The sequence below is a fragment of the Streptomyces sp. NPDC127114 genome (assembly GCF_042677525.1).
Lineage (GTDB): Bacteria > Actinomycetota > Actinomycetes > Streptomycetales > Streptomycetaceae > Streptomyces.
On the sequence record NZ_JBHXTJ010000001.1, the window covers coordinates 230,010 to 250,808 of the forward strand.

General features: G+C 74.1%; 21 protein-coding genes. 7 read left to right on the forward strand and 14 right to left on the reverse strand.

Going from position 1 to position 20,799, the window contains the following annotated elements:
- Nucleotides 1–14: 14 nt before the first annotated feature.
- Nucleotides 15–599, reverse strand: a complete 585-nt coding sequence (locus ACFVGS_RS01010; RefSeq protein ID WP_384409373.1) for a helix-turn-helix domain-containing protein — start codon at nt 597–599, stop codon at nt 15–17.
- 63 nt (nt 600–662) lie between these two features.
- Here ACFVGS_RS01010 and ACFVGS_RS01015 point away from each other — a divergent pair, with 63 nt between their 5' ends.
- Nucleotides 663–1,721, forward strand: coding sequence for an NAD(P)/FAD-dependent oxidoreductase (locus tag ACFVGS_RS01015; RefSeq protein ID WP_385689091.1), 1,059 nt, complete (start codon nt 663–665; stop codon nt 1,719–1,721).
- Nucleotides 1,722–2,130: 409 nt separating this feature from the next.
- On the forward strand, nt 2,131–2,913 hold the full coding sequence (locus tag ACFVGS_RS01020) for a VOC family protein (protein WP_385689094.1): 783 nt from the start codon (nt 2,131–2,133) through the stop codon (nt 2,911–2,913).
- Nucleotides 2,914–3,116: 203 nt separating this feature from the next.
- On the opposite strand, the gene ACFVGS_RS01025 is transcribed toward ACFVGS_RS01020, so the two are convergent.
- The 11 genes from ACFVGS_RS01025 to ACFVGS_RS01075 form a co-directional block, all read right to left on the reverse strand.
- On the reverse strand, nt 3,117–3,875 hold the full coding sequence (locus tag ACFVGS_RS01025) for a PIG-L deacetylase family protein (protein ID WP_384409379.1): 759 nt from the start codon (nt 3,873–3,875) through the stop codon (nt 3,117–3,119).
- 47 nt (nt 3,876–3,922) lie between these two features.
- On the reverse strand, nt 3,923–4,816 hold the full coding sequence (locus ACFVGS_RS01030; protein WP_385689097.1) for an SIS domain-containing protein: 894 nt from the start codon (nt 4,814–4,816) through the stop codon (nt 3,923–3,925).
- Between the two features lie 249 nt (nt 4,817–5,065).
- Nucleotides 5,066–6,379 carry an alpha/beta fold hydrolase gene (locus tag ACFVGS_RS01035; protein ID WP_384409383.1) on the reverse strand — a complete coding sequence of 438 codons (1,314 nt, stop codon included), beginning with the start codon at nt 6,377–6,379 and terminating at the stop codon, nt 5,066–5,068.
- 221 nt (nt 6,380–6,600) lie between these two features.
- The gene (locus tag ACFVGS_RS01040; protein ID WP_385689508.1) at nt 6,601–6,987 is read right to left on the reverse strand and encodes a VOC family protein; all 387 of its coding nucleotides are present in this window, start codon (nt 6,985–6,987) and stop codon (nt 6,601–6,603) included.
- A 168-nt stretch (nt 6,988–7,155) separates the two neighbouring features.
- On the reverse strand, nt 7,156–8,004 hold the full coding sequence (gene nadE, locus ACFVGS_RS01045; protein WP_384409385.1) for an ammonia-dependent NAD(+) synthetase: 849 nt from the start codon (nt 8,002–8,004) through the stop codon (nt 7,156–7,158).
- A 203-nt stretch (nt 8,005–8,207) separates the two neighbouring features.
- Nucleotides 8,208–9,326, reverse strand: a complete 1,119-nt coding sequence (locus tag ACFVGS_RS01050; protein WP_385689101.1) for a sulfite oxidase — start codon at nt 9,324–9,326, stop codon at nt 8,208–8,210.
- 279 nt (nt 9,327–9,605) lie between these two features.
- Nucleotides 9,606–11,210 carry a molybdopterin-dependent oxidoreductase gene (locus ACFVGS_RS01055; RefSeq protein ID WP_385689104.1) on the reverse strand — a complete coding sequence of 535 codons (1,605 nt, stop codon included), beginning with the start codon at nt 11,208–11,210 and terminating at the stop codon, nt 9,606–9,608.
- 489 nt (nt 11,211–11,699) lie between these two features.
- Nucleotides 11,700–12,614, reverse strand: coding sequence for an amino acid ABC transporter permease (locus ACFVGS_RS01060; protein WP_384409392.1), 915 nt, complete (start codon nt 12,612–12,614; stop codon nt 11,700–11,702).
- Nucleotides 12,611–13,276: an amino acid ABC transporter permease gene (locus tag ACFVGS_RS01065; RefSeq protein WP_384409394.1), complete on the reverse strand. Its 666-nt coding sequence runs from the start codon at nt 13,274–13,276 to the stop codon at nt 12,611–12,613. Before ACFVGS_RS01065 ends, ACFVGS_RS01060 begins: the two co-directional genes overlap by 4 nt.
- A gap of 10 nt (nt 13,277–13,286) precedes the next feature.
- Complete coding sequence (locus ACFVGS_RS01070) at nt 13,287–14,138, reverse strand: glutamate ABC transporter substrate-binding protein (protein WP_384409396.1); 852 nt, start codon at nt 14,136–14,138, stop codon at nt 13,287–13,289.
- Between the two features lie 74 nt (nt 14,139–14,212).
- Nucleotides 14,213–14,968: an amino acid ABC transporter ATP-binding protein gene (locus ACFVGS_RS01075; protein WP_384409398.1), complete on the reverse strand. Its 756-nt coding sequence runs from the start codon at nt 14,966–14,968 to the stop codon at nt 14,213–14,215.
- A 248-nt stretch (nt 14,969–15,216) separates the two neighbouring features.
- On the opposite strand from ACFVGS_RS01075, the gene ACFVGS_RS01080 reads away from it, so the two are divergent.
- A complete protein-coding gene (locus ACFVGS_RS01080) occupies nt 15,217–15,675 on the forward strand; it encodes a Crp/Fnr family transcriptional regulator (protein WP_384409400.1) in 459 nt (152 codons plus the stop codon).
- Between the two features lie 101 nt (nt 15,676–15,776).
- Here ACFVGS_RS01080 and ACFVGS_RS01085 read toward each other — a convergent pair whose 3' ends face one another.
- On the reverse strand, nt 15,777–16,247 hold the full coding sequence (locus ACFVGS_RS01085) for a GNAT family N-acetyltransferase (RefSeq protein WP_384409402.1): 471 nt from the start codon (nt 16,245–16,247) through the stop codon (nt 15,777–15,779).
- A 170-nt stretch (nt 16,248–16,417) separates the two neighbouring features.
- Between ACFVGS_RS01085 and ACFVGS_RS01090 the strand changes: the two genes are divergently transcribed.
- From ACFVGS_RS01090 to ACFVGS_RS01105, 4 genes are all read left to right on the forward strand, one after another.
- Complete coding sequence (locus tag ACFVGS_RS01090) at nt 16,418–17,773, forward strand: diacylglycerol/lipid kinase family protein (RefSeq protein WP_384409404.1); 1,356 nt, start codon at nt 16,418–16,420, stop codon at nt 17,771–17,773.
- Nucleotides 17,766–18,431 (forward strand): phosphatase PAP2 family protein, encoded by a 666-nt coding sequence (locus ACFVGS_RS01095; RefSeq protein WP_384409406.1) that lies wholly within the window; start codon nt 17,766–17,768, stop codon nt 18,429–18,431. The genes ACFVGS_RS01090 and ACFVGS_RS01095 overlap by 8 nt, the downstream gene beginning before the upstream one ends.
- Before the next feature lie 90 nt (nt 18,432–18,521).
- Nucleotides 18,522–19,412, forward strand: coding sequence for a MerR family transcriptional regulator (locus tag ACFVGS_RS01100; protein ID WP_385689111.1), 891 nt, complete (start codon nt 18,522–18,524; stop codon nt 19,410–19,412).
- Between the two features lie 185 nt (nt 19,413–19,597).
- A complete protein-coding gene (locus ACFVGS_RS01105) occupies nt 19,598–20,029 on the forward strand; it encodes a PPOX class F420-dependent oxidoreductase (protein ID WP_384409410.1) in 432 nt (143 codons plus the stop codon).
- 18 nt (nt 20,030–20,047) lie between these two features.
- On the opposite strand, the gene ACFVGS_RS01110 is transcribed toward ACFVGS_RS01105, so the two are convergent.
- Complete coding sequence (locus tag ACFVGS_RS01110) at nt 20,048–20,764, reverse strand: GntR family transcriptional regulator (protein ID WP_384409412.1); 717 nt, start codon at nt 20,762–20,764, stop codon at nt 20,048–20,050.
- Nucleotides 20,765–20,799 lie beyond the last annotated feature (35 nt).

Below are 20,799 nucleotides of genomic sequence, written 5' to 3' on the forward strand. Positions count from 1 at the left end.
CCGGCGGCGGCCTCTCAGGAGCTCTTCGGACGAGCCCGCACGTGCATGCGCTCGCCCTGCGGCCCGTACAGGCTGAGGAACTCCACCGGCCGGTCCCCCGCCGGGCCGAACCAGTGCGGCACCCGGGTGTCGAACTCGGCCGCCTCGCCGGCGCCGAGCACCACGTCGTGCTCACCGAGCACCAGCCGCAGCCGCCCGGAGAGCACGTACAGCCACTCGTAGCCCTCGTGGACGCGCGGGTCGGGCGCCTCGGAACCGGGTTCCTGGACGACCTTGTACGCCTGGAGCCCGCCGGGCTGGCGGGTGAGCGGGTACATCGTGCGGCCGTGACGGACGATCGGCCGGGCCTTGACGCGCGGGTCGCCGACCGGCGGGGCGCCGACCAGCTCGTCCAGCGGCACCTGGTGGGCGCGGGCGATCGGCAGCAGCAGTTCGAGGCTGGGCTTGCGCTGTCCCGACTCCAGGCGCGAGAGCGTGCTCACCGAGATGCCGGTGGCGGTGGACAGCTCGGCGAGCGTCGCCCCGCGCTCCCTGCGGATGCGGCGGAGCCGGGGCCCGACCTCGGTGAGGACGGCTTCGATGCGGGCGTCTTCGGTCATGCTCCCATTGCAGAAACGGCAACTTCGTTTGTCAACCGTGTGCCGACGGGCGACCCTCGCGGCATGAGCGAACACAGCGTGCGGAACACGCGGAACATGCGGACCGACTACGACGTGGTGGTGGTCGGCGGCGGCGCGGCCGGCCTGAGCGCGGCCCTGGTCCTGGGCCGGGCCCGGCGCACCACCCTGGTGATCGACGCGGGCGAGCCGCGCAACGCGCCCGCCGGCCACATGCAGGGCTATCTCGGCCTGGACGGCATGAGCCCGGCCGACTTCCTGGCGGCCGGGCGGCGGGAGATCGCCGCGTACGGAGTGGAGTGGACGGAGGGCCTGGTCACGTCCGTGACGCGACAGCCGGCCGACGGCGCGCACGACGGTCCGGGAGTCGGTCCGGGAGTCGGTCGGGACCGCGACTCGGACCGCAGCTCGGCCGGCGGCTCCGGCGAGGGCTTCGCGGTGCGTCTCGCGGACGGGCGGGTGGTCCGCGCGCGCCGGCTGATCGTCACCACCGGTCTGGTCGACGAGCTGCCGGCGATCGACGGTCTCGCCGAGCGCTGGGGCCGTGACGTGATCCACTGCCCGTACTGCCACGGCTGGGAGGTGCGCGACCGGGCCTTCGGCGTGATCGCGCACCCGGCGATGCCCGCGCACCAGGCGCTGATGGTCTCGCAGTGGTCCGCCGACGTGACCCTCTTCCTGCACACCGCCCCGGAACCCTCGGCCGAGGACACGGCCCGGCTCGCGGCGGCCGGTGTGACGGTCGTGAGGGGCGAGGTGGCCGGGCTGGTGGTCGCAGAGGACCGGATCACGGGGGTACGCATGGCGGACGGGCGGGTCGCGGCCCGCGAGGTCGTGTTCGTCGGGACCCGGACCGTGCCCCGCGACGGCCTGCTCACGGCGCTCGGCGCGGCCACGCACGAGACGCCGTTCGGCACCTTCGTCACGGTCGACGAGACGGGCCGCACGAGCGTCCCGGGCGTCTGGGCGGCCGGGAACGCGATCGGCGCGCACGAGCAGGTGGTGAACGCGGCGAGCGGCGGCTACCGGGCGGCGGCCATGGTCAACGGCGACCTCCTGATGGCGGACCTGGACCGCAGGGCCACGGCGGCCGGCGAGGGCTGAGTGGTCTGGGTGAGGCGCCTGAGGGGCTGAGTGATGCGCCTGAGGTGCTGGATGAGTGGCCTGGGTAGGCCCGCCTGAGGGGCCTGGGTGAGGGGGCCTGAGGAGCCCGGGCGCCCTGGGTGAGGGGCCTGAGAGGCCCGGGTGAGGCGCCTGAGGGACCTGAGCGCCCTGGGTGAAGGGCGGCCGCGGCGCCCGCCAAGGAGACGCAGGCATCAGGCCCCGTACGGCGGCGCCCGCGAGGAGCGGCCGGGGTGAGGCCCGGTGGGCGCGCTGCGCCGTGCGGATGAAACCCGGCGGGCGGCGCTGCGCGGGCCTGGCCCGGCGGCAAGGATCGGCCATGGTGGCCGGAACACCCGCCACCCGCCGTCACGGCACGGCCTCCCCACCCGGAAGGACGGGACTCACCCCCATGCTCGGAACGGACTTCACCACCGGCTCGCCCGACTGGCTCGACCTCGGCAGCCGAGACACGGACGCCGCCGCGATGTTCTACGGCCGGGTCTTCGGCTGGGACTTCGTCTCGGCCGGCCCGGACGCCGGCGGCTACGGATTCTTCCAGCAGGACGGCAAGACCGTCGCCGCGCTCGGCCCGCTCACCGAGGAGGGCGCGAGCAGCGCCTGGACCGTCTACTTCCAGACCCCGGACGCCGAGGCGACCACCCAGACGGCCGAGGACAACGGGGGCACGGTGCGGCTCGCCGCCTTCGACGTCATGGACGCGGGCCGGATGGCGGCGCTGACCGACCGCGGCGGCGCGCAGTTCGCCGTGTGGGAGCCGGGCCGGGTCAAGGGTCTGGAGCGGACCTCCGTACCCAACACACTGGTGTGGGTCGAGCTGCACACCGTCGACCCGGAGGCCACGCTCGCCTTCTACCGCGCGCTGTTCGGCTGGCGCTGGGAGGAGATGGAGGCGCCGGGCATGACCTATCGGGTGATCTCGACGGCCGAGGGTGACCTGAACGACGCCTCGTTCGGCGGCGCGGCACCGCTCCAGGGCGGAGCCGACAAGGCGCGCTGGATCCCGTACTTCATGGTCGAGGACCCCGACACCACCTCCGCGACCGTGCAGGAGAGCGGCGGTTCGGTCCTCATGCCGCCGGCGGACGTCCCGGACGTCGGCCGGATCGCCTGGTTCGCGGACCCCTTCGGCGCGCCCTTCGCGGTCCTGAAGCCCGATCCGTCCATGGGCTGACAGCTCATGCCGTGACGAACAGGAGCCTCCACGTCCACGGAACCTCCGTTCCTCCGGTGACCGTGAGGCCTTGCGGGCGTCGGACGACGACGAGGAAGCGGCCCCCGCCTCCATGACCGCTTCAGGAGGCACTGAGGGCCTGCCCCTCCCTAGGCCCACTCCCCCAGGGCCCGTCCGGCACCCACCCGTGCGCCGGACAGGCCCTAGCGGGGGTACACCTCGAAGGCCACCGCCGGGCGGCCGCCGAAGCGGTCGGCGGCGCGGGCGGTGGACTCGGCGACGAACGACCGGCAGTACTCCTCCACGTCCTGCTCGGTCAGCGCCTCGATGTACGTGCGGTGGGCGCGCAGCGAGAGCACGGCGCGCTCCAGGCCCGGACCCGCGTCGACGGCGTGGGTCGGCAGGTTGGAGCCGGCGACGGCCACCCAGCGCACGCCGTTCCACGGCTCCAGGCCCTGCTCGGTCAGCTCGGGGAAGATCCAGCGGTTGCCGGCGTCCGCCGCCGCGTCCAGGGTGGCGCGGCCGACGGCGCGGTGGTCCGGCGTGTTCCAGAAGCCGCCGGGCTCCGGGCCCCAGGTGTCGCGGTGGTTGAGGGTGATGACGAGTTCGGGCCGGTGGCGGCGGATCGCGGCGGCGATGTCGCGGCGCAGCCCGAGCCCGTACTCGATCACACCGTCCCCGTGGTCGAGGAACTCCACGGTCCGCACGCCCACGACCGCGGCGCTGTCCCGCTGCTCCTGCTCGCGCAGCGGCCCGCAGGTGGCCGGGTCGAGCGAGTCGATGCCGGCCTCGCCGCGGGTGACGAGGAGGTAGGCCACCTCCTTGCCCTCGTCGGTCCAGCGGGCGACGGCGGCCGCGCAGCCGTACTCCAGGTCGTCGGGGTGGGCGACGACGGCGAGGGCGCGCTGCCAGTCGGAGGGCATCTCGGCCAGCTGCGGGGCCTGTTCGGTTTTCTCGATCATGAGCGCAGGATACGAGCCGGGGCGCGGCGGCGTCCGGCGGTGCCCGGTCAGCGGGCCCCGGCGAGGATGACCGAGCGGGTGAGGTTGCGCGGCCGGTCGGGGTTGAGGCCGCGACGGCGGGCGAGGGCGACGGCGAGCCGCTGGGCGCGCACCAGGGCGGCGACCGGGTCGACGGCGTCGGCGACGAACTGGGCTCCGGTGGCGTTGACTTCGTCGGCGAGGCCGGGCGGCACGGGGCCGAGGCACCAGACCAGGCTGTCCGGGTCGCTGATGCTGATGGGTCCGTGCCGGTACTCCATCGCCGGGTACGACTCCGACCAGGCGCGGGCCGCCTCGCGGAGTTTGAGCGCGGCCTCGTCGGCGAGGCCGACGGTCCAGCCGGTGCCGAGGAACGTGAACTGGCCGTGCCGCTCCCAGGCGGCGGGCAGCGGCTCGTACAGGGCGAGTTCGGCGTCGCCGACCGACGCCTCGAGGTCGACGCCGAGGCCGGCGCGCAGGAGTTGCAGCGCCGTGGTGGCGAACCGGGTCTGGACGACGGAGCGTTCGTCGGCGAAGCCGAGGTCGAGGACGGTGTCGGCGTGGTGGCCGGCCGGGCTGTCGGGGACGCCGGTGAGCGCGAGGGTGGGGATCCGCCCGGCGGCCCGGGCGAGCAGCCCGGCGACCTCGGTGGTGGTGCCGGAGCGGGTGAGGGCGACGATCCGGTCGTAGCCGCGGCCGAGCGGGGTCGGGTCGGAGGCCGGGAAGGCGTCGGTCTCGCCCTCGCCGAGCGACTCGCGCAGGGCGGCGTAGGCGCGGGCGATGAAGTAGGAGGTGCCGCAGCCGACGACGGCGATCCGCTCGCCGGTGCGGGGCAGCAGCCCGGCCCGCTCGGCGGCGGTCTCGGCAGCGCGCCGCCAGCAGTCCGGCTGGCTCGCGATCTCGGTCTCGACGTGGGTGGTCATGTCCGTCCTCTCCAGACACGCCGAGACACCGTCTCGGGGCTCGGGGCTCGGGGCTCGGGGCTCGGGGCTCGGACCGATGTCTATCCCCCGCGGGACGGCCGCACCATGAGCAATCGGTGGGCACCGCTTGGACTTTTGTCCGGGGCCACCGCCGCCGGTCCGGTGGGAGGCGCGGGGCGCCGGGGCGCGGCCGCGCCCGCCGCCCCCGCGTCCGGGGAGCGCTCCCCGGACGCGGAGTGGCCGGTTCCGTCAGAGCTCGTCGCGGACGAGAGCGAGGAGCCGGTCGAGGACGCGCGGTCCGCCGGCCCGCACGCCGTCGTGCTCGAACTCGTCGGTGACCCAGGTGCGCAGGCCCCGGATCGCCCGCGCCGTCTCGAGGGAGTGGGCGGTGTCCACGTACATGTCGTCGTGGTAGACGGCCGCGGCGACCGGCACCTCGTTGGCGGCGAGCCGCGCCGGGTCGTAGAGCGGCGCCCAGTCGGCGCGGGCGGCGAGGTGTCCGGCGGTCTCGCGCAGCGGGCGCAGCGCCGGGTCGGTGGTGAAGTGCCAGGGGTGGATGCTCTCGCCGGTGAGGAGGACGGGACCGTCGCCGGCGAGCGCCTTCGCCGCGTCGAACTCGGGGAACTCGGTCCGCACGCGCTGCGCGGCCCAGTCGGTCGGGCCGTGGCCGCGGCTCGGGCCCTGGGCGTAGATGGCCTCGTGGAGCACGGCGTACAGCGGGTGTCCCGCGTACGAGAGCTGGGCCTGCACGTCCTCGAGGAAGGCGTCGGACAGCGCGGGACCGGCCGCGGTCGGCACGAAGGCCTCCTCCAGGAGCAGGTGGAGCTGGTGGCTGCCGCTGCCGCCGCCGAGGAGGATGCCGAGGGACTGGAAGGCCTCGGGGGTGAGCGTGCCGCCGCCCGGCAGGGAGACCTCGTGCTCGTGGAGGTGGGCGGCGATGCGGCGGACCCGCTCGACGTCGTCGGGGTAGCGGGCGTAGTGGGCCTCGTTCTTGCGCCGGATCCGCGGGTACGCGGCCCGGTAGACCTCGTCGGCGGTGGCGTGCAGCGACGGCAGTCCGCCGGTGACGAGGACGGTCGCCAGTCCCTCGGGCGCGGTGGACAGGTAGTGGGTGGCGCAGAAGCCGCCGAAGCTCTGGCCGAGGACGGTCCAGGGGGCGCCGCCGGTGAGTTCGCGGCGCAGCAGCTCGCAGTCCCTGACGATGGAGTCGGCACGGAAGTGGGCGAGGTAGGCGGCCTGCTCCGCCGGGGTGCCGCGCAGCGGCAGGGTCTGCCGGTTGGCCGGCGTGGAGTGTCCGGTGCCGCGCTGGTCGAGCAGGAGGACGCGGAACTCCTTCACGGCCCGGCCCAGCCAGGCCTGCGGTCCGATGAACCGGCGCGCGCCGAAGCCGGGTCCGCCCTCCAGGTACAGCAGCCAGGGCAGGTCGGTCCGGTGCGCCTTGTCGCTCGCGACGACCTCGCGTCCGTAGAGCTCGATCGTCTCGCCGTCGGGGCGCTCGTGGTCGAGGGGGACGGTGAAGCGGCGGTCCGTGAGGACGAGCCCGGGCTGACGGTACGTGGACAAGGCTTCCTGCTCCTGTTCGTGACACCGGGCCCCGTGTCCGGGACCCGCCGTGTGGGACACCCGTGCGGCGGACACCCGTGTCGGACGCCCGTGGGGAGCCTGCCATGCCGGACACCCGTCTCGGACGCCCGTATGGGACCCGCCCTCGGACGCCCGTGTCCGACACCCCCGCCGGGCCAGTGGATCACATGACGGTGGTACGCCGCCGCACAGGGCCGGGGTCAGTCCTGGAGCACCGCGATGACGTTCTTCGCCGGGTCGGTGAACCAGGCGATGGCCGGGCCGTGGGTGTCCCGGCAGATGCCCTTGTCGTCGAACTCGAAGCCCGGGTAGCGCTGGAACTCGACGCCCTTGTCCTTCAGGGCGTCGACGGCGGCCTCGATGTCGTCGACCTGGAAGTTGAGGACGGTGAAGCTCGCCGGGCTGTGCTGGTCGCCCTTCGGGTAGACCAGGACCTTCGCGCCGCCGGCGAGGGTGAGGAACAGCATGCGCATGTCGCCGGACCCCTCCTCGCCCGCCTGAAGACCGAGCGTGTCGCCGTAGAAGGCGCGGGCCGCGTCGAGGTCGTCGACCGAGAAGCTGCTGAATGCCGGGGTGCTGCCGAACAACACGGGTGGTTCTCCCTTCGGTGGTGCGTCTGCTGACGTCACCTCAGGGCACACCACCGCCCGCTCGCCCGGCCGCCCCCGCCACGCGGAAACGGCCGGATGGTCCCCCGCCCGTCACCCGGGGGTGACGGGCGGCCGCGGAGCGCCCGGTGGGCTCCGGGCAGGGGTTCAGGGCGCGATCGGCAGGCGGCGCTTGTGGTCGGTGAGCTCGTAACGGCGGACGATCGACGCGAAGGCGGCGTCGCCGACCGGCTTGCCCTCCAGGAAGTCGTCGATCTCGTCGTAGGTGACGCCGAGGGCGTCCTCGTCGGGCTTGCCCGGGTCCAGGGTCTCCAGGTCGGCCGTCGGCGTCTTCCAGACCAGTTCGGCGGGGGCACCGAGCTCGTCCGCGACGGCGCGCACGCGGCGCTTGGTCAGGCCGGTGAGCGGCACGACGTCGGCGGCGCCGTCGCCGTGCTTGGTGAAGAAGCCGGAGACCGCCTCGGCCGCGTGGTCGGTGCCGACGACGAGTCCGTCGTACGCGCCGGCGACGGCGTACTGGGCGATCATCCGCTGCCGGGCCTTGATGTTGCCGTGCACGAAGTCCTGGTGGTGCGCGTCGCGGAAGACGACGCCCGCGGCCACGGTCGCGTCGAGGGCGGCGTCGCTGGCCGGCCTGATGTCCACCGTGAGGACGTGGTCGGCCCGGATGAAGTCGAGGGCGAGCTGGGCGTCGTGCTCGTCCGCCTGGACGCCGTACGGGAGGCGCATGGCGTAGAAGGTGGCGTCGTGGCCGGCCGCGCGGGCCCGCTCGACGGCGAGCTGGCAGAGCCGGCCGGTGGTGGTGGAGTCGACGCCGCCGCTGATGCCGAGGACCAGGCAGCGCAGCCCGGTGGAGGTGAGGCGCTCGGTGAGGAAGGCCACCCGGCGCTCGATCTCCGCGGTCGGGTCGAAGGTCTCGGAGACCTCCAGCTCCCGGGCGATCTGCTGCTGCAGGGCGGTGGTCTCCGGGTCGGTCACGGAATGCTCCTCGGTCATGCGGTGGTGTGCGGCGACGGACGTCCGCGGACGACTCTAACCCGGGCTCGGAGGGGACCGGGGCGGGCGGGTACGGCACCCCTGGCACGGGCGGAGCCAGGCACCGCTGTCGGAGCGGGGCACGGTTGTCGGAGCCTGGCCCTGGTGTGGCTACAGGAGCGGGCGCGGCTACAGAAGCGGACGCGGTTACGGAACCGGCGCGGCTACGGCAGGCAGTGCACCTCGACCCGCTGGACCAGGTTGTTCCCGAAGCCGCCCCGGTTCCAGGGGGCCGTGAGCGGCTGGGTGTGGCCTGCGGCGTCGGTGGCGCGGACGGCGAGCACGTGCGTGCCGGGGGTCGCCGTCCAGGTGGTGCGCCAGGCCGCCCAGGCCCAGGGCCGCTCGGGATCGGCGACGACCTCGGTGTCGGTCCAGCTCTCCTCGCCGTCGTCGCTGAGCTCGACGCGCACGACGGGCGCGTGCCCCGACCAGGCGCGGCCCGTGAGCGGCACCGGCCCCGGGCGGACGACCCGGGCGCGGGTCATGAAGTCGGGGAAGCCCGGCGGGATCATCAGGGCGCGGGGCGCGATGACGGTCACCGGCTCGCCGGGCTCGTCCGCGCGCTGCCGGAAGCGGTAGGCGACGGTCTGCTGGAAGCCGGTGAACGGGGTGTCGGTGACGGTGACCGCGCGCAGCCACTTCACGGAGGCCATCCCGTACCAGCCGGGCACGACCAGGCGCAGCGGGCTGCCGTGCTGGGGCGGCAGTGGTGCGCCGTTCATCGCGTACGCCACGAGCACCGCGCGGGCCGGATCTGCGGCGACCGTGAGGGGCAGGGCGCGGCGGTAGTCCTGCTCGCTGCCGCGCTCGACGCCGTGGTCGGCGCCGGTGAACACGACGTCGACGGCCCCTTCGCGGACGCCCGCCTCGGCGAGCAGCGTGGCCAGCGGGACGCCGGTCCAGTCGGCCGTCCCGACGGCCTCGACCAGCCAGGGCTGGCTGACGGGGCGGGGCGCGAGCCGGGCCCGGCCGTTGCCGGCGCATTCCAGGGTGACGCGGTGGGTGACGGCGGGTCGCTCGCGCAGCGCCGCGAGGCCGAGCGAGAGCGGCCGGTCGACCAGGCCGTCGACGGTGAGCCGCCAGTCCTCGGCGTCGGCGGCCGGGATGTCGTAGTGGACCAGGACGTAGTGGAGGCCGGGCGGGCTGGTGTCGTAGCGCAGGGCTTCGAGGGGCAGCCCGTGGTTCCGGGCGGCGAGGGCGAGCTCGGCGGTGCTGATCCCCTCGTCGGGCCCGGCGACGCGGCTCGGCGCGCTGAGTTCGCCGAACTCGGGTGTGCCGTCCATGTCTTCATGGTGCGCCGTTCGGGGGCGGGGGGCATCCGGGGGCCGGAGGGCATCCGGGGCGAGCTCGGCCCTGCCGGGCGGGGGCCTCCCGTCACGGCGTGGCCGACGTGGGGGCCTCCCACCTCGGCTCGTCGGCAGGTTGGCCGGTCGGCCAGTCAGCCGGTCAGCCGGTCAGCCGGTCAGCCGGACGGTCAGTCCGACGGCTCTTCGGCCGGACGGCCAGCCGGACGGCCGGACGGCAAGCCGGCCGGACACCACGCGGCGGCCCCGCCCGGCCCCTCACGCCGCGTCGACGGTGACGACGACGGAGTGGAGGCCGGTCGCGCCGTCCGGCATCGTGCCGGTGCGCCGCTCGGTCTGCACGGCGCCGGTGCCGTCGGTGGCGCGCACGGTCAGGGTGTACCGGCCGGGGGCGGCCGGCCAGCGGTAGAGCCACTGGCGCCAGGTGTCGCGGCTGTCCTCGGCACCGAGCTCGGCATCCTGCCAGGGCCCTTCGTCGACCCGTACCTGGACCCGCGAGATGCCCCGGTGCTGGGCCCAGGCGACTCCGGCGACGGCGACCGTCCCCGCGGTCACGCGGCCGAAGGCGCGGGGCGTGTCGATCCGCGACTGGGTCTTGACCGGGGCCTGGGCGGCCCAGCCGCGCGGCACCCAGTAGGCGTCGTACGCGTCGAAGGTGGTGAGCTCCACCGACGAGATCCACTTGCAGGCCGACACGTAGCCGTAGAGGCCGGGGACGAGCATGCGCACCGGGAAGCCGTGCGCGAAGGGCAGCGGCTCGCCGTTCATGCCGAAGGCGAGCAGGGCGTCGCGGCCGTCCATGACGTCCTCCACCGGCGTGCCGATGGTCATGCCGTCGACGGAGCGGGCGACGAGCTGGTCGGCGGGCCCGCCGGCCGAGGGCGGCCGCACGCCGCACTCGCGCAGCAGGTCGGCGAGGCGGACGCCGAGCCAGCGGGCGTTGCCGACGAGCGGCCCGCCGACCTCGTTGGAGACGCAGGCGAGGGTGATGTCGCGCTCGATCACCTCGCGGCGCAACAGCTCGGACAGCGTGAGGACGCGCTCGCGGGCCACGCCCCTGCCGTGGATCCGCAGCCGCCAGGTGCCGGCGTCGACGCGTGGGACGACGAGGGCGGTGTCGACCCGGTAGAAGTCGCGGTTCGGGGTCACGAAGGGGCTGATGCCGTCGACCGGGAGCTGGGCTCCGGGTGGTACGGCGGGCGCGGGCGAGGCCGGCCGGGGCAGCCGCAGGGCGTTGCGGGAGGCCGTGGCGTGCTCGGAGCGCGTGGAGCCCACGGTGTGGCCGAGGACCAGGGCGCCGGTGGCGCCCGCCGCCACGCCCGTCGCGGCGACGAGGAAGCCGCGCCGGCCCGCTCTCCCGGCGGCGGCCGGGCGCGGCCGGGTGAGCCGCCAAACCAGGAGGTACAGCAGGGCGGCGGCCGTGGCCGCGCCCACGAGCGAGGGCAGCGCGTCACTCGCCGACTCGGAGTCGGGCCGGGTGACGGCGGCGAGCGCCCCGACGGCACCGACCACGGCGACGCCGGCGAGCGCGGCGGCCGTGCTGCGCAGGGCGAGCCGGCCGAGGGCGGCCGCGAGGGCGGCGAGCAGCACCAGGATGCCGAACTCCAGGACGGCCTTGTCGCTCTCGCCGAACGTCCGGATCGCCCATTCCTTGACGGCGGTCGACGTGAGGTCGACGACGGCGTCCCCGACGGCCGGCACCGGCCCGGCCTCGGGCCGCACCAGGACGGCGACGAGCGCGGCGGCCGCGAGTCCGCCGTACCCGGCGAGGATCCCGGCGAGCGCGGCGAGCAGCCGGTCGGTGCGGCTGGTCGGCGGGGAGGACGTGGACGGCGGACGGGCTGCGGGCGGCGTGTCGCTCATGCCCTGCATTCTCGGCAGAGCGGGGGCTCCGGCTGAGCACGCCGCACGGACCCGTCCGACGGACCGGCCCGCCGACGACGGCAAGAGCCCCCGCCGGTCTCCCGGCCGGGCGCACCCCGCCTCCGCCTCCCTCACGGCCGCCCTCCGCCCTCCCCCGGCCGAGGACCCGTCAGCCCGGCCGAAAAAGGCCGGCCCTCCCGGACCGGTCCCCCCTCCGCTCGAAGCGGCCGACTCCGCTCCCGCCGGTCGCCGGCTCCGGCCGGAGGGCCGACCCCGCCTCCCCACGCCCGGGCGCCGAGCCCGACCGGTCGCCGACCTCCGGTCGGAGGGCTGGACCCCCTCCCTCAAGCCCAGGCGCCGAGCCCCGGCAGGGCGCGGCCCGGGCCCCGCCCCCGCCACGCGGGCAGCCGGGTCCCGGCCGAGGGAGGCCGGGCCGCCTCCCTCACCGCGCGCCGGCGCCCCCGGCCGGCGTCGCCGTATCCGGCTTCCTCACTTCCGTTCGCCCGGTTCCGGTGGGTGTTCGCCCGGGCGGGCGAGTTCCTCCACCGCCTCGACGCCCACCACCGCGCCGGTGGTCCTCTTGCCGCGGCGCAGGCGGCCCTCCAGCCAGGAGGCGAAGGAGGTGAGGAGGAAGTTGAGGACGACGAAGACGACGGCCACGATCGTGAAGGAGGCGATGGTGTTCGCCCCGTAGTTGGCGCTCATCGGGCGGACGGAGGCGAGGAGCTCGGAGAAGCCGAGCATCGCGCCGCCGAGCGCGGTGTCCTTCACGATGACGACGAGCTGGCTGACGAGGGCCGGCAGCATGGCCGTGACCGACTGCGGCAGCAGCACGTTCGTCATGGTCTGGCCCTTGCGCATGCCGATCGCCTTGGCCGCGTCGGTCTGCCCGGACGGCAGGGCGAGGATGCCCGCGCGGACGACCTCGGCGAGCACGGACGCGTTGTAGAGGACGAGGCCGGTGACGACCGCGTACAGGGGCCGCGTCTCGGGGCTGACGTCGGTGAACTCCGAATAGGCGGCGTTGGCGAAGAGCATCAGGATCAGGACCGGGATGGCGCGGAAGAACTCCACGACCGTGCCGGCCGCCGCCCGCACCCAGGCGTGGTCGGAGAGCCGGGCGATGCCGAACAGCGCACCCAGCGGCAGGGCGATGACCATGGCGAGGGCGGCGGCGATCACGGTGTTCTTCAGGCCCGGCAGGATGTACGTGTTCCAGACCCGGGGGTCGGTGAAGAACGGCTCCCACTTCTCGCCCTCGAGCTGGTTCTTGGCGGCGAGGCTGTCCACCACCCACCAGACGACCGCCGCCACGGCGACGAGGAACAGCACGGTGTAGAGCACGTTGCGGCGGCGGGCGCGTGGACCGGGGACGTCGTAGAGGACGGTGGGCTTCTCCTTCATCGTTTCACCGCCACCTTCTTGGCGACCCAGCCGAGGAACAGTCCGGTGGGCAGGGTGAGGCAGATGAAGCCGAAGGCGAAGATCGCGGAGATGAGGATCAGCTGGGCCTCGTTCTCGATCATCTCGCGCATCAGCAGGGCCGCTTCGGCGACGCCGATGGCCGCGGCGACCGTGGTGTTCTTGGTCAGGGCGATCAGGACGTTGGTGAGCGGGCCGACGACCGAGCGGAAGGCCTGGGGCAGCACGATCAGCCGCAGCGTCTGGGTGAAGTTGAGTCCGATCGCGCGGGCGGCCTCGACCTGGCCGAGCGGCACGGTGTTGATGCCGGAGCGCAGTGCCTCGCACACGAAGGCGGAGGTGTAGGCGATGAGGCCGAGGACGGCGAGCCGGAAGTTGATGGAGGTGAAGTCCTTGGCGCCGAGGCTGACGCCGAGGGTCTGGAAGAGGCCGAGCGAGGTGAAGACGATGATGACGGTGAGCGGGATGTTGCGGACGACGTTGACGTAGACGGTGCCGAAGCCCCGCATGAGGGGGACGGGGCTGACCCGCATGGCGGCCAGCAGCGTCCCCCAGACCAGGGAGCCGATCGCGGAGTAGAACGTCAGCTGGACCGTGGTCCAGAACGCTCCCAGGATGTCGTAGCCCTCGAGGAAGTCGAACACGGCGGCCTGCTCACTGAACGACGACGCCGATCTTCGGGGCGGGTTCGTTCTTGTATCCGGCGGGTCCGAGGTTCTTGTCCACGGCGGCCTGCCAGGAGCCGTCGGCGACCATCTTCTCCAGCGCCTTGTTGATCTGCGCCTTGAGTTCGCTGCCCTTCTGGACGCCGATGCCGTAGTTCTCGTTGCTCATCTTGAAGCCGCCGAGCTTGAACTTGCCCTTGAACTCGGGCTGCGCCGCGTAACCCGCGAGGATCGTGTCGTCGGTGGTCAGGGCGTCGATGACCTTGTTCTCCAGGCCGGTCAGGCACTCGGAGTAGCCGCCGTACTCCTGGAGCTGGGCCTGCGGGGCGAGCTTCGTCTTGACGTTCTGCGCGGAGGTGGAGCCGGTCACCGAGCAGAGCTTCTTGTTGTTGAGGTCGGCCGGCTTGGTGATGGAGTTGTCGTCGGCGCGGATCAGCACGTCCTGGTGGGCGAGCAGGTAGGGACCGGCGAAGTCGACCTTCTCGGCCCGCTTGTCGGTGATCGAGTAGGTGGCGGCGATGAAGTCGACGTCGCCGCGCTGCAGCAGCGTCTCGCGGTCGGCGCTCTTCGCCTCCTTCCACACGATGTCGCCCGGGTCGTGGCCGAGTTCCTTGGCGACGTACGTCGCCACGTCCACGTCGAGACCGGTGTACTTGCCGTCCGGCGTCTTGAGCCCGAGACCGGGCTGGTCGAACTTGATGCCGACGGTGATCTTGTCGCCGTCTCCGCCGCCCGACCCGCCGTCACCGTCGTCGCTGCACGCGGCGCCGGTGAAGGAGAGGACGATCGCGGCGGCCGCGGCGATGGTGAGCCTGCGGTTCCTGAGCGGGTTCATGGTCATCACTCCACGCTGATCACGGTGGTAGGGGTCGGTCGGTGGTGCGGGTCGGGTCGGTGGTGCGGTCCGCGGTCCGGTCAGTGCTTGAGGATCTTGGACAGGAAGTCCTTGGCGCGCTCGCTGCGCGGGTTGCCGAAGAACTCGTCCGGCGGGGCCGACTCGACGATCCTGCCGTCGGCCATGAAGACCACGCGGTTGGCCGCCGAACGGGCGAAGCCCATCTCATGGGTGACGACCACCATGGTCATGCCGTCCCTGGCCAGCTGCTGCATGACCTCCAGGACCTCGTTGATCATCTCCGGGTCGAGCGCCGACGTCGGCTCGTCGAACAGCATCACCTTCGGTTCCATCGCGAGCGCGCGGGCGATCGCCACGCGCTGCTGCTGCCCTCCGGACAGCTGCGCCGGGTACTTGTCCGCCTGGTTGGCCACCCCGACCCGCTGCAGCAGCGTGCGGGCGCGCTCCTCGGCCTTCCTGCGGTCCGTCTTGCGGACCTTGATCTGACCGAGGGTGACGTTGGCCAGCACCGTCTTGTGCGCGAAGAGGTTGAAGGACTGGAAGACCATGCCGACGTCGGCGCGGAGCGCGGCGAGTGCCTTCCCTTCGGCCGGCAGCGGTTTCCCGTCGATGGTGATCGTGCCGGAGTCGATGGTCTCCAGGCGGTTGATGGCACGGCAGAGCGTGGACTTGCCGGACCCGGACGGCCCGATGACGACCACGACCTCCCCGCGGTGGATGGTGAGGTCGATGGACTGGAGCACGTGGAGCGTGCCGAAGTGCTTGTCGACGTCTTCGAGGACGACGAGTGCGTCGCCCCCTTGCGGGACGGCCATGGCACCCTCCTGGGTCCGCCCCCGTGTCGGCGCTTCCTCCCCACGTTCATGCTCCGCCTTGCGCCTGGTGAGCGCACGCCGGGACGCCTTCACCGTAAGCGCAGGGTGACGGCCTCGCCACCGGCGGTCCGGCGGTCGTGGGGACGCGTGCGGCGTCCGTGTGACGGGCCGGTGCGGTGTCGGCGTACGGCGGGCGTGCGGCGGACACTGGAGTCGGGACGCACCCCCGCAGCTCCGAGGAGGCCGTCATGAGCACCGCCGCACCCAAGGTCAGTACGCTGCCGCCCGAGCACCGGGAGCGGCTCATGGCCTTCGCCGAGGACGTGTACTTCGAGGCCGGTCACCGGCTGTTCGAGGAGCAGGACCGCGCGGACCGGTTCTGGATCGTGAAGACGGGCGCGGTCACCCTGGACGCCAAGGTGCCGGGGCGCGGGTCGCCGGTCATCGAGACGCTGCGGCACGGCGAGCTGGTGGGCCTGTCGTGGCTGTTCCCCCCGTATCTGTGCCAGTCCGGTGCCGAGGCGATGACGCCGGTCAGGGCGTACGAGTTCGACGGGGCGGCGGTGCGCTCGATGTGCCGCACGGACCCCATGTTCGGCTCCTCGGTGATGTTCTGGGTCGGCCAGATCCTCGCCCACCGCCTCCAGGTCACCCGGGTCCGTCTGCTCGACCTGTACGCCCCGCACGGCAGCGGGATCCTGGCCTGAACGCGCGCCGGGCCGGCCCCTGCTGGTCCGGCCGCTGCCGGTCAGGTCGCTTCCGGTCCGGCCGTTTCCGCTCCGGCTGATCGGTGCCGGGGCGACGCCTCTTACGGCCGGTCGAGCGGCCTGACGTACCAGTCGAGGAGGGTGCCGTCCGCGTGGCTGATCTGCCCCCGGTGCGCGAAGCCCGCCCGCCGGGCGACGGCGGACGCGGTCGTGTGCCCGGCGGCGGTGACGATCACGGCGCGGCGGGCGCCCTCGGCGCGGGCGTGGTCGCAGGAGAGGAGGACGGCCCGGGTCGCGAAGCCGCGGCCGCGGGCCTCCGGCGCGAGGACGTAGCTCAGGTCGACGTCGTGGCCCGCGAGGCCCCCGAGGTCCCCCGGCTCCGGGGCGGCCGGGCGCACCTGGACGGCGCCGAGCAGCCGCCCGGCCAGGACGGCGAAGGTGCGCGCGGGCCCGTGGACGCGCCAGGAGGCACCGGGAGGTGACGGAGCGGCAAGGGGGAGGCGGGCCGCGTCGGCGGGGTCGAGCGGCGACAGGGTGACGAACCCGTCGGAGAGCTTCGCATCATCACGCACCCGAACGATCTTGTCGTCAATCCGGCCGTGCCACAATCGGTATCCGGACGATCCGGACGCACACGCGCGGGCAACCCGCCGAGGCATCACCCGAACGGCTCCGCGCGGACGGTACGACGTACGGCGAAGCCCCACGCTGGGGCGGGGACCACGGACCCGGGAGGGCTGACGTGAGCACGGAGGACCGCGATCGGGTACGAAGGCGGACGCGGCCCCGCCTGTTCGCGCGGTGCGCGCTGCTCGCCGCCGCCCTCGCGGTGGTCTCGCTCTTCGTGCCGTTCGGCAGCGGCGGACTGGTGATCGTCGCGAGCGGTCTGGCGGGACTGGCGCTGTGCGCCGCGGGCGTGTGGTGGTTCCTCGCCCACCGTGGACCGGTGCGCCTCCTGGGCGCGCTGCTCGCCGCGGCCACACCGGTCGCCGTGCTGCTCCTCTACGTCGACCGCGGTCTGTGGCGCTCCGCCCTGACCTCGCTGCTGCTGTGGGCCGGGGCCCTGTTCTGCGCGCGGTCCGCGCTGCGCCATCCCCGGCGCAGCCGGCGCGTCCGGCCGGCGGCGCGGCCCCGGCGGCCCGTGCTGGTGATGAACCCGCAGTCGGGCGGCGGCAAGGTCGGCCGGTTCGAGCTGGTCGAGAAGGCGGAGCGGCTCGGCGCGAAGGTCGTGCTGCTCGACCCGCCGGCCCCCGGCGAGGAGCCCGTCGACGTCACCGCTATCGCCCGGGCGGCGGTCGCGGAGGGCGCCGACCTGCTGGGCGTCGCGGGCGGTGACGGCACCCAGGCGCTGGTGGCCGCGGTGGCGGCCGAGCACGACCTGCCCTTCCTGGTGATCAGCGCGGGCACCCGTAACCACCTGGCCATGGACCTGGGCCTCGACCGCTCCGATCCGTCCCGTTGTCTGGACGCCCTCGTCGACGGCGAGGAACTGCGGATCGACCTCGGTGACGTCGGCGGGCGGCCGTTCGTCAACACGGTCTCGTTCGGCGTGTACGCGGATGTCGTGCAGCGCCCCGAGTACCGCGACGCGAAGGCGGGGACGGCCCTGAGCATGATGCCGGACCTGCTGGCCGCGGACACCGGGCGGCGCCTCGACGCCCGCGCCGACGGGACCGCGCTGCGCGACCAGCAGGCGCTGCTCGTCAGCAACAACGCGTACAACTCGCCCGACCCGATCGGCGGCGGACGCAGACCCCGTCTGGACGGCGGCCTGCTCGGGGTGATAGCCGTCCGGGTGGAGGGCGTGGCGCAGGCGGCGGATCTCGCCGTCCGCGGCTCGCAGTCCACCGGCCTGAACGTGCTGACGGCGCACCGGGTGGAGGTCACCGCCGACGCCGACACGCTGCCGGTCGCGGTCGACGGCGAGGCGCTGACCATGCCGACCCCGGTCGTCTGCGTCATCCGCCCGCGCGCGCTGCGCGTCGTCGTCCCCCGCGACCGGCCCGGTACGGTGCCGGCCGCCCCGCCGACCAACTGGTACCGGATCCTGGTGCTGGCCTTCGGTCCCCGTATCCGTCGAGGAGGCTCCCATGGCTGAACCGCCCGCCACCGGTGGGTCCGTCCCGCCGCCCGGCGGCACGGACCGGCACCGATCGCCGCTCCGCGAGGTGCTCGCCGACCTCAGCGCGGTGGACGGCGCGCTCTACGCTGCGGTCGCCGCGACGCCGACGCCGGCGCTCGACCGGGCGCTGCGCCGGTTGTCGCACGCCGCCGACCACTCCAAGATCTCGCTCGCCGTGGCCGCGGCCCTCGCGCTGCCCGGCGGGCGTCCGCGGAGGGCGGCGGCGGCCGGGGTCGGCGCGATCGCGGTCGCCTCGGCCGTCGGCAACCTGCTCGGCAAGAGGCTGGTCCGCCGCCCCCGGCCCGACCGCGAGGCGGCCCGGGTCACGGTGGACCGGCATGTGCGGATGCCGACTTCGGCCTCGTTCCCGTCCGGGCACACCGCCTCGGCGGTGGCCTTCGCCACGGCCGTGGGCGTGGTGCTGCCTCCCGCGGCGGCCCCGCTCGGCATGCTGGCCTGCGCCGTGGGCTACTCCCGCGTCCACACGGGTGTCCACTATCCCGGTGACGTCGCGGCCGGCGCGGTCCTCGGTCTGGCGAGCGCGGCGACGGCCCTGACGGTGACGGAGGCGCTGCTGTCCCGGCCGCCTTCCCGGCCTCGCCTCGCTCTGGCCCTCGTCCGGCCTCGTTCTTGACCTTGCCCCTGGGTCAGGGCCGAGGCTCGTCGCGAACCCGGAGGGAGCCCCCGTGCGGGGCGGGCGAGGGGCGCGCACGAGGATGAGGCAGTGACACGTCTGACCATCGGGGAGTTCGCGACCCGCTCGCGGCTCTCGCCCAAGGCACTGCGCCTGTACGACCGGCTGGGGCTGCTCGTTCCCGCGTCCGTGGACGAGGCGACGGGCTACCGGAGCTACGAGCCCGGGCAGGTGGAGCGGGCACGGCTGATCGCCCTGCTCCGTGGGCTCGACATGCCGCTCGCACGGATCGGGGAGTTGCTCGCGCTCGCCGAGGAGTCGGGTCCCGCGGCGGCCGCGGACCTCGCCCGCTACTGGGCGGACGTCGAACGCGATGTCGCCGCGCGGCGCGGGCTCGTCGCCCACCTCCGGGCCAGGCTGTCGGGAGAACCCGGCGGTCCGTCAGGAGAGGGGCAGACGGTGGAATCGACGGACAGGTACGAGATCAGGACGCTGGAGGTGCCGGAGCGGACGGTGCTCGGCGAGCGCAGGCACGTGCTCGCCGGGGAGCTGCCGCTGTGGATCCCGGAGGCGTTCGGCCGGCTCGCGCGCGCGGCGACGGAGCGGTGCGGGGGCTTCGCGGGCCCGCCGTTCGTGGCGTACCACGCGGAGGTGAGCGAGGAGAGCGACGGCCCGGCCGAGGTGTGCGTGCCGGTCGCCGACCCGGCGGCGGCCGCCCGTTACGCCGCCGAGGGCGGGCACGGGGCCGCGCTGTCGCTGCGGGTCGAGCCGGCACGCCGGGTCGCGGCCACGCGGCTCACCAAGGAGGGGATGACGTATCCGCGGATCCTGACCGCCTACGCGGCGGTGGAGGACTGGCTGCGGGAACACGGGCAGGTCTGCGTCGCGTCCGCGCGGGAGGTGTATCTCGAACCGGACTGGGACGGGGCGGCGCCGACGGACGTGGTGGGCGAGGTCCAGTACCCGTACGGACCGGCCTGATCCGGGCGGGACCGGCCTGGGTCGGCCGAGAGCGGCCTGAGCCCGGCGGCGCCTGCCTGCGCCCGCCGGGACCGGTCTGGGCCCGGCGGGATCTGCCTGATCCGGGCGGGACCGGTCTGGGCCCGGCGGGACCAAAGGGCTCGCGCCGGGAACAAACCAGTGGTGTGCGGGACTTGGAGGAGGACATGACGACGACATCCTTTGACGCCCGTGACCTCCTCGCCAAGAGCCGGCTCGGCGTGCTCGCCACCCTCAAGGCGGACGGCCGTCCGCAGCTGTCTCCGGTGATGCCGTACTACGACCCGGAGACGGAGACGCTGTACGTGTCGATGACCGAGGGCCGCGCCAAGACGGCCAACCTGCGCCGTGACCCGCGCGCCGCCCTGGAGGTGACCAGCGAGGACGGCCGGTCGTGGGCGACCGCCGAGGGCACGGTGACGCTGATCGGCCCCGGGACCGATCCGCACGGGCCCGAGGTCGAGGCGCTCGTGGAGTACTACCGGCTGGCCGCGGGCGAGCACCCGGACTGGGAGGAGTACCGCACGGTGATGGTGGCCGACCGGCGGGTGCTCATGCGGATGCCCGTGGAGCACGTGTACGGGCAGTCCTTGCGCTGACCCGCCGGACCGCGGCGGTCACTTCTTGCGGACGGGGCCGAGGCGGCCGGCGGGGCGCTCCACCGGCTCGTCGCGGGCCTCGGCCCACAGCGAGCGGACATGGCCGAGGTGGCGCAGCATGCAGGCCTCGGCGGCCTGACGGTCGCCGGAGATCATCAGGTCCAGCAGCTCCAGGTGTTCCTCCGCCGAGGAGACCAGCTTGCCGGCCTCGTCGAGGCCGGTGAGCCCGTAGAGCCGGGAGCGCTTGCGGAGGTCGCCCACGGTCTCCACGAGCCGGTCGTTCCCGGCCAGGCCGAGCAGCGTGAGGTGGAAGAGGCGGTCGGCCTCCAGGTAGCCGATGAGGTTGTGCTCGCGCGCCTTGACGACGATGTCCTCGGCGAGCGGGCGCAGTTCCTCCAGCTGTTCCCGGCCGGCGATTTCGGTGACCCGGCCGACGGTGGGCACCTCGATCAGCATGCGCAGCTCGGTGCACTGGTCCAGCTCGCGCTCGCTGACCTCGGTGATCCGGAAGCCCTTGTTGCGCACGGGCTCGACCAGGCCCTCGCGGGCGAGGTCGAGCATCGCCTCCCGCACCGGGGTGGCCGACACGCCGAGCTCGGCGGCCAGGCCGGGCGCCGAGTAGACGCTGCCCGGCCGGAGTTCGCCCGCTATCAGGGCGGCGCGCAGCGCGTGGCCCACCTGGTCGCGGAGCCTCTCCTGGGCCTTGATGAGACTGTGCTGCTTCAGGTCACCCACGCTGATCCTCCGAGAACTCGCAGGAGGACAGCGTA